The following is a 15632-nucleotide window of genomic DNA, read 5'->3' as shown; positions in this document are numbered from 1 at the left end:
ACTTTCGTTAGGATATCCACACGTTTCCAAACATTTGTTTTCCAATATTTCTATCATTAAAATATTTCGATAATCTAGAACCACCATTAATTCCCCAATTGTTTCTTATCCACATACCCAAACCACCCATGTGAGAATTAAATATAAAAGTATTTGTTGATTCTTTGAGTTGTTTTTTGCTTTCGAAATCTAATATTTTATCTAATTCTGTTAATGATTCATATAAATTTTTTGGAATGTATATATTATCAATTTTTTCTAAAGTAAGTCTTTTTTCACTTTCAATTCTTCTTTTTTCTTTATCTTTTATTGTTTCTAATTCAGCAATTCTATCATCATAATTTCTATAGCTACCAAAGAAATTTGTGATATATATTTTGTCAACTTCTTTTGGAATAAAATCAGTTTCAAAAGTTGAATTTAAAAGATAGTTTTCAATTTGTTGTTTATTAAAAATAGAATCTGTTTCTAAATTTTCGATTTCAAATTTTCCATTTCTATTTAAATAGCCGCTTATTTCTATTTGATGAAGTTTGTATTTATTATAAGTTGAATCCTCAAGCGGAATAAATTTTAAGTTAGATAGTTTACTAATACTTTCTGCTATTTTTTCATTAGTAAGAGAGTTTTTGACATCTATTATATATTTATATGGATATTCATAATTTGAAATTTTACTCTTTATAGGTTCAATATTTTTTATTGCAGGATAAATAGAATCAAAATCAATATTAGACTTGATTATTTCACCTTTGTCTAAATCAAAAAGTGTTACCTTTTTTCTGTTATCTATAAGGTAAATAATATCATTTTTATTGAAGATGAAATTTTTAGTTAAAAAAATATCTTTCTCTGATAAAGATTTATTGTACTCTTTGTAGGTAGAAGTATAGTTTTCGAACAAATTTCTATTTTCGGCTTCATAAAATAGTCTGCATTTCTCTTTGTTTTTATCACAATTGGTAAACTCTTCAGAGGAATAAGTTTTAGCTATTTTTCCATCAATATAATAAGTCACATTTCTTTCCTCTAAATCTTTGCTGTTTATATAATTTGTAAAATAGATTATTTTTCTCCCATCATTACTTATTGCAAGGAAGAAAGGAAAATTTTCATTTAAATCAAATGATCTATTTAGTTTATAATATACCTTATTTTGTCTCAAGCTATCACGTTCTCGATTAAAAAATATAATTGATTCACCTTTCAAATTAGGTATAAAATTATCATATGAAATAGATTTTAATTTATATATCCCATTAGAAGAGTAGGTTTCTGAAATTGGAGAAAAGCCAGACCATTGAGAAAAAATGGTAATATAACCTAAAATAAATAGTATGAAGAATATGTAATATTTTATCATTGATTTTATTTGTGTAATTGATATTAAAACTATGAATAAAATTTATCTTTGTGAAAATAATTATTCATCCTCATTCAAAACCTTTATTGAAAAACTGACAATATATTTTATTGGCATAACGTTTGACTTATTTATACTCGCTTTTCTAAATGCTTTAGACAAGATTCAAATCTTAATAATGTTGTTATTATGAAAGGCTTTCGTCAGTTAAAAATAGTTTTACTGACACTTTGAACGTATAAAAAAATTATGAACATAGACAATTTGTCATTAGCACAAGTAATGGAAGAAGAAATCGAATTAATTCCTTTGATGAGTAAAGACGAAGAAAGTAAGCTAAATAAGCAAGATATTTCTTCGGTATTGCCTATTTTATCGTTAAGAAACACTGTCTTATTTCCGGGTGTGGTTGCGCCAATTACCGCGGGTAGAGATAAATCTATACAACTTTTAACACAAGCTTACAAAGAAGATCGCATTATTGGAGTGCTTTCGCAGAAAGAAATTGCTGTGGAAGATCCTACACAAGACGATTTGTATACAGTTGGTACAGTTGCGAAAATCATGCGAATGATAAAATTGCCAGATGGAAACATTACGGTGATTTTACAAGGGATGAAACGCTTCAAAGTTAAAGAATTTGTATCAAATGATCCTTATTTCAAGGCTGAAGTAGAAATTTTGACAGAAAAAGTTCCGACATCACGCAACAAAGAATATCCAATTATTATTGAATCAATTCGTGATTTAGCTTTTCAGATTGTAGAAGAAAATCCAATGTTGCCTTCGGAAGCTGCAGGAGCTATAAAAAGTATCGAAAGTAATACATTTCTAATCAACTTTGTAGCGTCTAATTTGACGTTAAGTTTAGATGAAAAACAGTTGTTATTAGAAATTTCTGATATGAAACTTCGCGCAATGGAAGTGATGCGTTTTATGAATGTTGAGCTTCAGAAATTGGAATTAAAGAATACGATTCAGAATAAAGTTCGCAAAGAATTAGATCAACAACAAAAAGAATATTTCTTAAATCAACAAATCAAATCGATTCAAGAAGAATTAGGAGGGAATTCGACAGAAGAAGAAATTAATGAAATGCGCAAACGTGCTTTAACGAAAAGTTGGAGCGAAGATGTAGCAAATCATTTTGATAAAGAAATCAACCGTCTTTCTCGTCTAAATCCGCAAATGCCAGAACATAATATTCAGCGTAATTACCTTGAATTTATGTTGGATTTACCTTGGAATACCTTGACAAAAGATAACTTTGATATCAAGAATGCAAAGAAAATTTTAGATCATGATCATTATGGTTTAGAAGATGTGAAAGAACGCATTTTGGAGCATCTTGCTGTGTTGAAATTGAAAGGAGATATGCGTTCGCCAATTCTTTGTTTGTATGGACCTCCGGGTGTTGGTAAAACATCGTTGGGGAAATCTATTTCAGAAGCGATTGGGCGCAAATATGTACGTATGTCGTTGGGTGGTTTACACGATGAATCTGAGATTCGTGGTCATCGTAAAACCTATATTGGAGCGATGCCAGGAAGAATTTTACAGTCAATCAAAAAATCTGAATCGTCGAATCCGGTTTTTGTTTTAGATGAGATTGATAAAATGTCGGCTAGTGCGCATGGAGATCCTTCATCAGCAATGTTAGAGGTTTTAGATCCAGAGCAAAATTCAACTTTTTATGATAATTTCTTAGAAATTGGCTACGATTTATCGAAAGTATTTTTCATTGCGACAGCTAATAATATTGGAGATATTCCAAGTCCGTTACGCGATCGTATGGAGATGATTAATATTGCAGGTTATACAATCGAGGAAAAATCTGAAATCGTAAAACGTCACCTTCTACCAAAACAATTAACAGAACATGGCTTAAAAGAGAAAGATGTTGTGTTAGGTAAAAAAGAAATCGAATATTTGATTACGGGTTATACGCGCGAATCGGGAGTTCGAAAATTGAATCAGAAAGTTGCAAAATTGGTTCGTTCAGCTGCAAAACATATTGCGTTGGAAGAAGAGTTTAATGCTAAATATTCAATCGAAGATATTTCTAAAATTTTAGGACCTTCTATTACACCAGATCAATATGAGAATAATGAGGTACCTGGAGTTGTAGTAGGTTTAGCTTGGACAAGTGTTGGTGGAGATATTTTATTTATCGAATCTATTTTATCAAAAGCGAAAAATGGAGGACTTTCGATTACAGGAAATCTTGGAACTGTGATGAAAGAATCTGCGACAATTGCGTTAGAATATATCAAATCGCATGCGGATGAATTGGGAATTAAACCAGAAGTTTTCGAGAATTATAAAGTTCATATTCACGTTCCGGAAGGAGCAACGCCAAAAGATGGACCATCTGCCGGAATTACAATGTTGACGTCTTTGGTTTCGTCTTTTACACAACGAAAAGTAAAAGCAAAATTAGCAATGACAGGTGAGATCACACTTCGTGGAAAAGTGTTGCCAGTTGGCGGAATTAAAGAGAAAATTTTAGCGGCAAAACGTGCAAATATCAAAGAAATTATTTTGTGCGAAGATAACCGAAAAGATATTGAAGAAATTAAAGCAGAATACGTAAAAGGAATGACTTTTCATTTTGTAAAAGAAATGAAAGAAGTTTTGGATATTGCTTTAACGAATCAAAAAGTAAAAGGAGCAAAGGTTTTGGATTAATCTATAAATCTTTTTAGAACATATAAAAAGGAACTCAATTTAGAGTTCCTTTTTTGTTTATTATAGAATACTAATATCTTCTAAATTTGGATTTTTAGATTTAATTAAATTAATTTTCCATTCCCGTTTCCAATTTTTCAATTGCTTTTCTCTTAACATATCTTGACTAATTGAAGTAAAATCTTCAAAATAAATTAATGATTTTACATTGTATTTTTGAGTGAAAGCTGAACCAATTCCTTCTTTATGAGCTTCTATTCTTTTAATTAAATTGTTGGTAACTCCAATATAAAAAACAGTTCGATATTTGTTTGTAAGTATATAAACATAATATATTTTCAGAATTCCTTATATGATATGTTACTGAAACGAATTCAGGATGACTTAGTTAGATAAACTAATTTAAGGATTATTAATGATAATGTAGAGAAAGAATGTCAAGCTGAATTCATTTCAGCTTCGCATCAACATAAAAGGAACTCAATTTAGAGTTCCTTTTTTTGTATACTTTATCTTAACTTTAGTCTAAATCTTAACCTTAGTTTTACTTTATCTTATAAGCAATTCCCCAAAAAACTGGCATATTGAAAGGACCACTGTATTTTCCGTAACCAGGAATAACCAAAGGATTAATTCCTTGATCTTTTTTACCTCCAATATAAGCTGCAGGATGCAAGGCTAACTCACCATAAAAATTCTTGAAAATCTCTACACGTCCACCAACCACAGCTTCTATCCAATAACTGCTTACATTCGCTTTTGGCAAACTTCCTGTTCCTGTAATCTCATTCGATTGTAAATCTCTAATCGGATAACTATTGATGGTTTGCGAATATTTAGAATACGCAATTCGTCCACCAATGTAAATTCCGTTCGATTGATTTTCGATATCTTGCGTTATAAACCAGTTTGCACCAAGTTTTGCAAAAACGCCGTCAACATCAACATCCCAATTGATTTCATTGAAATTATTTTTCTCGAAACCAGCTTCTACAACGGCATGCCACTTATTATTGATTTGATAAGAAGCATAAGCGCTAACTCCTTTTTTATCGTTGAAAGCAGAAACAATTGGATTGAAAACGTCTACACCGATAAAAATATCGTGGTATTTTTTTTTGAGAATAGAATCTGTAACCGAAACTTTTGTTGAATCAGTTTTATTTTCTTGACCAAATGCAAAATTAATTGCGCTCGTCAGCAAAAAGCTTAATAATAGTTGTCGAACCATCTTTAATTTCAGTATTTACAGTTTCTATTTTCTTTATCCAATTTCCAGCTCCATTTCCAGTTTTTGTTACCAATTTTACATCAACTCCTTTAAAAGTTAATCCAAAACCACAAGCTTTAGAAGTATAGCCATTTCCAAGCGTATCGTATTTTAAAATCAATCGATCACGTTTTGCAGGAATTGTTCTGATGACTTTACCCGTTATAGAATCTTTTACATCTATATCTGGACCTTGCGCTATAGTATAGTAAATCTCTTTTTTACTATTTTGACGCAAAGTAATTCCGAAACTTGTTTTCCCTAAAGCAGAATTTTTTTCGATTAAGACAGTATCTTTACTCGTTCCTGTAGCTTCTCTAATTCCTTTCGTAATCGAATCATTATAAACATACGCCCAATAATAAATAGAATCTTCCAAAGGAACATTAGTTCCATCATAATACATATCAGCAACCATGCGTGGAACATCACCTTCGTCGGTACAAATATCATCATCTTCACAACTATAAAATGCTAAAGAAATTATAGAAGCAAAAATTGAGTAGGCTAGAAAACGTTGAATATTTTTCATTTTTTTTTTGATTGAATTTTAAATTCGCTCTAAAAGTACAATATTTTCTACATGATGTGTTTGTGGAAACATATCAACTGGTTGAACTTTAACAATTTTATATTGATCTTTCATCAATTCTAAATCGCGCGCTTGTGTAGCAGAGTTACACGAAACATAAACAACACGTTTAGGATTCATAAACAAAATATTTTCAACCACTTTTTTATGCATTCCATCACGTGGAGGATCAGTAATAATTACATCTGGAATTCCGTGTTCGTTAATGAAATCTTGATTCAATACATCTTTCATATCACCACAATAGAAATCACAATTATCAATTCCATTAAATTTTGCTGCCGCTTTTGCTGCATCAATTGCTTCTTGAACAGATTCTACACCAACTACTTTTTTCGCTTTTTTCGAAACGAATTGCGCAATTGTTCCAGTTCCAGTATATAAATCGTATACTAATTCATCTCCAGTTAAACCTGCAAAATCACGTGTTAATTTATATAATTCGTAAGCTTGTTCTGGATTTGTTTGATAGAAAGATTTTGGACCAATTTTGAAGTTCAAATCTTCCATCTTTTCCATAATATGATCATCTCCAGCAAAAACTTCGATATCTAAATCATAAACAGAATCGTTTTGTTTTGGATTGATTGCATACAATAAAGATGTGATTTCAGGGAATTTATCTTTCAAGTTTTGTAAGAAAGCTTCACGATTTTCTTTCTCTTCTCGGAAGAATTGAACCAAAACCATTACTTGTCCATTCTGAGAAGTACGAATCATTAATGTTCTTAATAAACCTTCTTGATTTTTTAAATCGAAGAAATCTAAATGATGCTCTAATGCAAAACGTTTTGCTTCGACACGAATCGCATTAGAAGGATCACGTTGCAAGTGACATTTTGTAACATCCAAAACTTTAGACCAAGCACCAGGAATATGGAATCCAACTACGTCACGGTCGTCAAATTCTTTCCCAGACTGAATTTCTTCTAACGTTAACCAACGTGCATTAGAAAAAGTAAACTCTAATTTATTACGGTAAAAATATTGTTCTTTAGAACCTAAAATTGGAACAATTTCAGCATCTAAATCTTTGAAACCTCCGATACGAACCAAATTGTTAACCACTTCGTCATGCTTAAATTTTAATTGCGCATCATAGCTCATATCTTGCCATTTACAACCACCGCAAACACCAAAATGCTCACATTCTGGCTGAACGCGATAAGGAGATTTTGTGTGAATTTCGATTGCTTGTCCTTCTAAATAGCTGCTTTTTTTCTTCAAAACGTGTACATCTACAACGTCTCCTGGAATTGCGCCTTTTATCAGAACCGTTTTTCCTTCCTCTGTTTTACCAACCGATACACCTTTTGCACCAGCACGTAAAACTTCTATATTATTTAATATGATTTTTTGTTTCGCTTTTCTTGACATTTTGCAAAGGTAAGCAAGTCCCCGAAATATTCAATTTTTTATCTTTTTTTGGAATCAATCTTTGTATTTTAAATAAAATTTTTACTTTTACAACATAAAATCTATCGGTTTTATAGATTATTATTATATTGAATAAACTTATTTAGGATAATTTTCTTTAAATTGTTTGAAAAATAGGTTTGTTATTTAAACTATTCTATTAATTATATTTATTTAGAAAAATAATATAATTTTGAACTTAGAAATGTAACATGAAAAATGAAAAAAATAGTATTTAATATGTCAATGTATATGTGTCGCTCTTTACAAGAGGTGGAATATGTTGTGATGTATTAATTACGAAAATAATAGTTCATGAACTCCTCTAAAATTTTGAGGAGTTTTTTATTGTCAAAAAATAAGTTAGAAAGTTAGAAAGAATGTCAAGTCAAGAAAAAAATTATTTAAATCAATTAGAAGACGAAGCAATCTACATTCTGAGAGAAACAGCTGCTCAATTTGAGCGTCCAGCATTGTTATTTTCAGGAGGAAAAGATTCGATTGTTTTGATTCATTTAGCTTTGAAAGCCTTTCGTCCAGGGAAATTTCCTTTTCCTTTAGTACACGTAGATACAGGACACAATTTTCCTGAAGCGATAAAATTTAGAGATTATTTGGTTGATAAAATCGGTGAAAAATTGATTGTAGCCTCTGTAGAAAATGCTATAAAAAAATATAATCTGAAAGAAACTTCTGGCCGTTTTCCTTCTCGTAATGCCTTACAAACGTATGCGTTATTAGATGTGATTGAAGAAAATGAATTTGATGCATGTATTGGAGGAGCTCGTCGCGATGAAGAAAAAGCACGTGCAAAAGAGCGTATTTTCTCAGTTCGTGATGATTTTGGCCAATGGGACCCGAAACTTCAACGTCCTGAATTGTGGAATATTTTGAACGGAAGAATTGAAAAAGGACATAATGTTCGTGTTTTTCCGATTAGCAATTGGACAGAATTAGATGTTTGGAATTATATCAAACAAAATAACATCGAATTGCCAAATTTATACTTTGCTCACGAGCGTGAATGTATTGTTTACAATGATAAATTAATAGCGACTTCAGATTTTATTCAGCCAAATGCAGACGATGAAGTTGTGGTAGAAAAAGTACGATACAGAACGGTTGGTGATATGACGTGTACAGCGGCTGTACCTTCAGATTCTTCTACGATTGAAGATATTATTATTGATATTATCAATACAAGAATTAGCGAAAGAGGACAAACTCGTTTGGATGATCAATTGTCAGAATCGGCGATGGAAGAACGTAAAAAACAAGGTTATTTCTAAGTCAAAATTTTTTTAAACAAAACTCTATAATATCTATAGGAATTAAGTAAAATGAATGCATTAAAATTTATAACAGCAGGAAACGTAGACGATGGTAAAAGTACTTTAATAGGGCGTTTACTTTACGATTCGAATAGTATTCACACCGATCAATTGGGTGTTTTAGAAAAACGTAAATCAAATGAAGACGACGAAATTGATTTGTCTTTGATTACAGATGGTTTACGTGCCGAGCGCGAACAAGGAATTACAATAGACGTAGCGTACAAATATTTTTCGACTGCAAAACGAAAATTTATTATTGCAGATGCGCCTGGACATGAGCAATACACGCGAAATATGATTACAGGAGCTTCAAATTCAGAGTTGATTATTATTTTGGTTGATGCACGTAAAGGAATCACTTCTCAAACAAAACGTCATGCAAGTATTGGATCGTTAATGGGAATTAAAAAAGCAATTATCGCCATTAATAAAATTGATTTGGTTGATTATTCACAAGATATTTTCGAAAAGATAAAAAATAATTTTCAACAAATTCAAGATCAATTGAATTATGATGAAGTAACTTTTATTCCAGTTTCTGCTTTGGTTGGCGATAATATTGTCGAAAAATCTGCAAAAACGCCTTGGTACAATGGAGAAACATTATTGCATCAATTGGAAACAATTTCGATTGAAACAGATAAAAATTTAGCAGCTCGTTTTCAGGTTCAATGGGTAATTCGTCCAAAAGATGAAGAGCATCACGATTATAGAGGTTATGCGGGGCAAATTTTGAGTGGAGCCTACAAAGTTGGGGATTCTATTAAAGTTTATCCATCAAATATCGAATCAAAAATTGTTAAAATAGAACGTCATTTGGAAGAAGTACAACATGCTGAAGCAGGAGAAAATGTTGTGATTCATCTCGAAAATAATATAGATATCAGTAGAGGAGACACAATTGTAAAAACTTCCGAAGAACCGCAAACTACAAATGTGCTAAAAGCGTGGATTTGTTGGTTAGACAATAATGCATTACAACAAGGAAAAACGTATGTGTTGCAACATCGTTTTCATTCGGTTCGTGCAAAAATCAAAACAATCGATCAACAATGGGATATTAATAATTGGGAATTTATTCCATCTGAAGAAATCAAGTTAAATGATATTGGACAAGTTGTTTTAAAAACAAATCAACCTTTATTTTTTGATTCTTTCAAAGAAAATATTCATACAGGAAATGCCATTTTGATTGACGAAACAACGAAAAATACAGTCGCTGCTTTGATGTTTATTGATTAAAACATCAATTAAATCTTATCAATCAACTTATTTATTACAAACATGCAAACAACAATAGGAAAAGTAATTTTGGCTGGCGCTGGTCATGGAGATCCAGAATTGGTGACGCTCAAAACATTAAATTATATCAAAAAAAGCAGATGTTATTTTGACAGATCGCTTGGTTTCTCCAGTGTTAATAGACGAATATGCGTCAAAAGATGCGTTGGTTATTTATGTCGGAAAACAATGTTCGAAAGGCATTCATACGCCTCAAAAAGATATTAACGATATGATGATTGAGTTTGTAATGCAAGGAAAATTAGTGGTTCGATTGAAAGGAGGTGATGCTTCACTTTTCTCTAATATTTTGGACGAATTAGAAACCTTGAAAAAAAATCATGTTCCGTACGAAATAATTCCAGGTATTTCGGCTGCTTTTGGTGCTGCAGCTTACACGAGAATTCCATTGACAGCGCGAAATCATTCGAAAGGAGTTCGCATGTTGACGTTGTGCGATTTGAAATCTATTGAACACAAACAATGGAAAGATTGGGCAAAAACGTCTGATACATTGGTTTTTTATATGAGTGTACAGCGTTTGCAAACTTTAGCTGATCAGTTGATTTTGAATGGAATTGATACCGAAAAAGGTTTAGCAGTTATTCAACAAGCGACAACTCCAGATCAGAAAACGCAAGTTTTTTATTTTTGAAAATATTGTAGAAAAACATTTACCAACCTTTGATTTTGTACCAACTTTAATTATCGTTGGTCATGTTGTTAATTTGCATCAGTCATTCGCTTGGTTAGATGAACAACCAACTTCCAACTCATATTTTGATAACCATAAAACAACAAGTTCTTATGCTAGCTAACGAAAAATTGAACTTAGTAAAAAGTTTAGTCAAAGAATTATCACGTGACGAAATTATTTGGACAAATGGTTATTTGGCTGGATTAGTTGCAAATCAAACACAAGAAGTACCTCAAGAACAAAAAGTTTTAACCTCAATCAAACCTACAATAATCTATGGAACTGAAACAAGAAATGCGAAGAAATTAGCTAATCAATTGCTTGGAATTTTTAAAATGAATAAAATTCAAGCCAAAGCGATTGAAGCGTTTCAATATCCACTCGAAAAAATTGAAAAGGAAGAATTCTTAATTCTAATTTTTAGTACGCAAGGAGATGGAGATTTACCTCAAAATGCACAAAAATTTTTTGATAATTGGAGCAATTCTGACCTAAGATTAAATCAAACTAAGTTTGCTGTTTTTGGTTTGGGCGATACTTCTTATCCGTTTTTCTGTAAATCAGGAGAAGAAATTGATGAATTATTTGGAAAACTTGGTGCGCAACGCGTTTTTGATTTGGTAAAAGTAGATATAGATTATCAAGAAATTGCCGAAAATTCGTTTGCTGAAATCTTAAAAATTATTCAATCAGAAAGAAGTTCAACAAATGTTCAACCTCAAAAATTACAAAGTTCTTCTACGCAGAAAAAATCGTACGAAGGAATTGTAAAGCATAAAATTGTTTTGAACGATAAAGGTTCGAATAAAGAAACATATCATATCGAAATTGCAGATGATGAGCAAGTCGATTACGAACCTGGCGATGCTTTGGGTGTTTATCCAAAAAATAATCAAACCGAAATTTTAACGATTGCAAAATTTTTCAATGAAGAAAATCGCGCAAAAGAACTTGAAGAAAAAAATATTAGAGCACTTTCTAAAAAATCAATCGATCAATTTGCAACAATTTTAAATGTAGAAATTATTGAAACTAAAATTGATTTAATTGATTTGTTGATAAAATATTATTCGTCAGAATCTACAATAAAATTTGATGATATTTTAAATCTTTTGCATCCAATTGCACCACGTTTATATTCGATTTCATCATCGAATGAAGCACATGATAACGAAATTCATTTAACGGTTAGTCTGAATACTTTTTCAGTTTCTGATCAACAAAAAACTGGATTATGTTCTCAGTTTTTAGCAGATTTTGAGCATGATAAATCCATAGAATTTTACATTCATAAAAATAAAAATTTCAAACTTCCAGATGAAAATCAATCGGTAATTATGATTGGTCCGGGAACAGGAATTGCACCTTTTCGTAGTTTTTTGACACATCGTGATGCAATTGGCGCAGAAGGTAAAAACTGGTTGTTTTTTGGTGAACAACATTTTGTTTCGGATTTCTATTATCAAACTGAAATTCAGGAATGGCTTTCAACAGGAGTTTTAAGCAAATTAGATACAGCTTTTTTGAGAGATCAAAAACATAAAATTTATGTGCAAGATCGAGTGAAAGAACGAGGAAAAGAACTTTACAATAGGTTAAACGAAAGTGCGTATTTGTATGTCTGTGGTCAAAAAGATGGAATGAGTACAGATGTAGAAAGTGCTTTGATCGAGTTAATAGCATAAGAATCAAATCAAGAGGAGGTTTCAGCGAAAAATTTTCTGGAACAATTAGAAGAAAAAGGTCGCTACTAAAAAGATGTTTACTGATCAACCAACAACTAACAAAATGAGTACAGAAAAACAATGTCCTATAGAAGGAATTAAAATAAAAAGTGACGGACTTCGCGGTACGTTAAAAGAAAGTATAGAGCTGGATAATCACACTGGAAATGTACGTGCAGATGACGAAGCTTTGGTAAAATTTCACGGAATGTATGTGCAAGATGATCGCGATAGACGAGAAGAATGCGCAGAAAAAAAGTTAGACAAATTGTATTCGTTTATGATTCGTTTGCGTATTCCGGGTGGAATTATAGACGCTGATAAGTGGTTGGCAATTCATGAAACTTCTGAACAATATGGAACAGGCGTTTTGAAAATTACAACGCGTCAAACCATTCAATTGCACAGAATTTTGAAACATCAATTGCGTCCAACTTTACAATCGTTTGACCAAGCAACGTTAGATTCTATCGTAGCTTGTGGCGATGTAAACCGAAATGTAATTGCGAGTTCTCATCCGTTGCTTTCGCCAATTCATGCTCAAATTCATGCATATGCAGATAAATTATCAAAACATTTGTTGCCTAAAACACGAGCTTATTATGAGATTTTTGTGGATAATAAAAAGATTTACGAACGCGAAACAGAGAAAGATGATTTGTATGAAGACCGCTATTTACCTCGAAAATTTAAAATTGCAATTGCTATTCCGCCAACTAATGATGTAGATGTTTTTGCAAATGATTTGGGACTGATTGCGATTATCGAAAATAATGAATTGAAAGGTTTCAATATCGCTGTTGGTGGAGGTTTGTCAACAACTCACGGAAATCCAAATACATATTCGCGTTTATCAACCGAAATTGGTTTTGTTGATTCTGAAGAAAAAGTGTTGAAAGTTGCTTATGAAGTATTGACAATTCAGCGTGATTTTGGGAATCGTGGCGATCGAAAATTAGCGAGACTAAAGTATACAGTTGATAAATTAACGGTTGATGGTTTCAAGTCTGAATTAGAAAAACGTGTTAGTTTTAAATTAGAGCCTTCTCAGCCTTATCAATTTACGGAGCGTTCTGATATTTATGATTGGCGACAAGTGAATAACAGAATGTGGTATTACACTTTATTTGTGGAGAATGGAGTTGTACAGTCTAATCAGAAAGCATTTTTACATGAATTGGCTTTATTAAATATCAATAATTTTATTTTTATAGCGAATCAAAATTTATTGTTAGGTGAGATTTCAATTGAAAATAAAGCTATAGTTGAACAGCTTTTAGAAAAGTATTCTATTCACAAAGATATTAGTGAACTTAGAAAAAATTCGATGGCATGCGTGGCTTTACAAACTTGTCCATTGGCTTTAGCAGAAGCGCAACGTTATTTGCCAGAATTGGTGAATAAAATAGAGCCTTTGCTAGAAAAACATCAACTTCAAAATGATGATATTTCTATTTGTATGACGGGCTGTCCAAATGGTTGCGGTCGTTCGTATGTTTCGGAAATTGGTTTTGTAGGGACTTCTGCTGGACATTATAATTTGAGGTTGGGTGGAGATCGATATGGTGTTCGTTTGAATAAAATTTATAAAGAAAAAGTCAATGAGACTGAGATTTTGAATGAGCTAGATCAAGTTTTCGAAAGTTATACAAATGAAAAAATAGACAATGAAACATTCGGAGATTTTACCTATCGAAAATATTTTTCGGTTAATTAGTTAAATCCCTTTAAGAACAATGAAAAATAATTTATTCCCGATATTTTTAAAAACAGAACATTTGCGCTTCCTGATTGTTGGCGGAGGAAATGTAGGATTAGAAAAGGTTACGACGCTAATCAAACAAAATCCTTCGATCAATTTGAAAGTTGTAGCAAAGGATTTTAAACAAGAATTGAAAGATATTTTTGCTCAACATTCAACAATTAAACACGAAACTCATGCGTTCGAATCGAGTGATTTGGAGGATGTAGATTTAGTGATTGTTGCAACCGATAACAAAGAAACTTCGCAAGAAGTGAAGCAAAAAGCAAATGAAAAAGGAATTTTGGTTAATGCAGCTGATCAGCCAGATTTGTGCGATTTTTATTTAGGTTCGATTGTGAATAAAGGTCATCTTAAAATTGCGATTTCTACAAATGGACAATCTCCTATAATGGCAAAACGTTTGAGAGAGTATTTTTCTGATGTTATTCCAGATTCAATTGATGAAAACATTGAAAGTTTAAATAAAATCAGAAACAATCACAAAGGAGATTTTAATCAAAAACTAACTGATTTGAATCATTTAACGTCTTCATTCGAAGGGAAAAAATCGACAAAAAAATACAAACGTTTAGTAACCGAAATTACCTTGGTATTCTTCGCATTATTCTTAGGATATGCTTTGTCATCAATCGTCAGTTTTTCGGAAGCGAAAGATTTTGTGATTCACATTCCAAATGTTTTTTACATTATGTTGGCTGTTGGCTTTTTCGCTCAAATGGTAGACGGAGCAGTTGGCTTGGGATATGGTGTAACGTGTTCCACAAGCATGATGTTGTTTGGTGTCAATCTGCCCTCGATAAGTGGTAGTATTCATACTGCCGAAATGTTTTCGAGCGGAATTAGTGGTTTTTCGCATTATAGATTTGGAAATGTAAACAAAAAATTATTATTGGCATTGGCTATTCCAGGTGTTATTGGAGCAGTTTCGGGATCATTATTATTGGTTTATTTGGGAAACAAATATGAAACAATTACTTACGGAATTTTAGCTTCGTATACGTTGATCATCGGAATTCGATTAATTATTTTAGCATTCAGAAAAAAAATCGAACGCAAAAAAGTAAAACGGGTTGGATTTTTAGGATTTGCTGGAGGTTTTTTAGATGCTTTTGGTGGTGGAGGTTGGGGACCTGTCGTGACATCAACTTTATTAGCAAAAGGAAAAAAATCAAACTTAGTAGTAGGAACAGTTAGTTTAGCCGAGTTTTTTGTGACACTTTCTGCATCGTTGACTTTTTTTGCAGCTTTGGGCGTAAGTCATGGTTTTATCATTGCAGGTTTAATAATTGGAGGAGCTTTAGCAGCGCCAATTGCTGCGAAATTAGCAGGCAAAATACCTCAGAAAGTTGCTATTTTGGCTGTAGCTTTTTTAGTGATCACATTTAGTATTCGAATTCTTTTTAAAATTTTCTAAATTTTATATATCATTTCTAACAATCAAAACACTCTTCATCTCGCATGTTGAGTGTTTTTTATTGTTCATTTGTCCCGTCCTGAAATAG

The 15632-nt window shown here is 31.8% G+C and carries 12 protein-coding genes; 7 read left to right on the top strand and 5 right to left on the bottom strand.

Annotation, left to right across the window (positions count from 1 at the left end; genetic code table 11):
• Window positions 1–7 precede the first annotated feature (7 nt).
• Entirely contained in the window at window positions 8–1363 is a 1356-nt protein-coding gene (locus B4E59_RS09565) for a DUF6794 domain-containing protein (RefSeq protein WP_291046704.1), read from the bottom strand.
• A 249-nt stretch (window positions 1364–1612) separates the two neighbouring features.
• On the opposite strand from B4E59_RS09565, the gene lon reads away from it, so the two are divergent.
• A complete protein-coding gene (gene lon / locus B4E59_RS09560; protein WP_280035558.1) occupies window positions 1613–4051 on the top strand; it encodes an endopeptidase La in 2439 nt (812 codons plus the stop codon).
• A gap of 60 nt (window positions 4052–4111) precedes the next feature.
• Here the strand turns inward: lon and B4E59_RS09555 are convergent, their stop codons facing one another.
• The 4 genes from B4E59_RS09555 to rlmD form a co-directional block, all read right to left on the bottom strand.
• The gene (locus B4E59_RS09555) at window positions 4112–4372 is read right to left on the bottom strand and encodes a GIY-YIG nuclease family protein (RefSeq protein ID WP_312067505.1); all 261 of its coding nucleotides are present in this window, start codon (window positions 4370–4372) and stop codon (window positions 4112–4114) included.
• Window positions 4373–4595: 223 nt separating this feature from the next.
• A complete protein-coding gene (locus tag B4E59_RS09550) occupies window positions 4596–5282 on the bottom strand; it encodes a DUF6048 family protein (RefSeq protein ID WP_291046699.1) in 687 nt (228 codons plus the stop codon).
• Window positions 5236–5853 (bottom strand): DUF6452 family protein, encoded by a 618-nt coding sequence (locus B4E59_RS09545; RefSeq protein ID WP_221856671.1) that lies wholly within the window; start codon window positions 5851–5853, stop codon window positions 5236–5238. Before B4E59_RS09545 ends, B4E59_RS09550 begins: the two co-directional genes overlap by 47 nt.
• An 18-nt stretch (window positions 5854–5871) precedes the next feature.
• On the bottom strand, window positions 5872–7290 hold the full coding sequence (gene rlmD, locus B4E59_RS09540) for a 23S rRNA (uracil(1939)-C(5))-methyltransferase RlmD (protein WP_221856669.1): 1419 nt from the start codon (window positions 7288–7290) through the stop codon (window positions 5872–5874).
• 419 nt (window positions 7291–7709) lie between these two features.
• Here rlmD and cysD point away from each other — a divergent pair, with 419 nt between their 5' ends.
• The 6 genes from cysD to B4E59_RS09510 all read left to right on the top strand — a co-directional run bounded on the left by cysD (window position 7710) and on the right by B4E59_RS09510 (window position 15544).
• A complete protein-coding gene (gene cysD / locus B4E59_RS09535) occupies window positions 7710–8618 on the top strand; it encodes a sulfate adenylyltransferase subunit CysD (RefSeq protein ID WP_219035044.1) in 909 nt (302 codons plus the stop codon).
• Window positions 8619–8669: 51 nt separating this feature from the next.
• A complete protein-coding gene (cysN, locus tag B4E59_RS09530) occupies window positions 8670–9905 on the top strand; it encodes a sulfate adenylyltransferase subunit CysN (RefSeq protein WP_219035045.1) in 1236 nt (411 codons plus the stop codon).
• A 148-nt stretch (window positions 9906–10053) separates the two neighbouring features.
• Entirely contained in the window at window positions 10054–10599 is a 546-nt protein-coding gene (locus B4E59_RS09525; RefSeq protein ID WP_260509644.1) for a uroporphyrinogen-III C-methyltransferase, read from the top strand.
• 152 nt (window positions 10600–10751) lie between these two features.
• Complete coding sequence (locus tag B4E59_RS09520) at window positions 10752–12326, top strand: diflavin oxidoreductase (RefSeq protein WP_291052675.1); 1575 nt, start codon at window positions 10752–10754, stop codon at window positions 12324–12326.
• Window positions 12327–12429: 103 nt separating this feature from the next.
• Entirely contained in the window at window positions 12430–14082 is a 1653-nt protein-coding gene (locus B4E59_RS09515) for an NADPH-dependent assimilatory sulfite reductase hemoprotein subunit (protein WP_291052672.1), read from the top strand.
• A 19-nt stretch (window positions 14083–14101) separates the two neighbouring features.
• Complete coding sequence (locus B4E59_RS09510; protein WP_221856661.1) at window positions 14102–15544, top strand: siroheme synthase domain-containing protein; 1443 nt, start codon at window positions 14102–14104, stop codon at window positions 15542–15544.
• Window positions 15545–15632: the final 88 nt, after the last annotated feature.

Origin of the sequence: Empedobacter sp. UBA2044 (genome assembly GCF_002333005.1) — a bacterium.
Taxonomy (GTDB): domain Bacteria; phylum Bacteroidota; class Bacteroidia; order Flavobacteriales; family Weeksellaceae; genus Empedobacter; species Empedobacter falsenii_B.
Note: the sequence above shows the minus strand (reverse complement) of the source record. Positions and strands in the feature narration are given on the sequence as shown.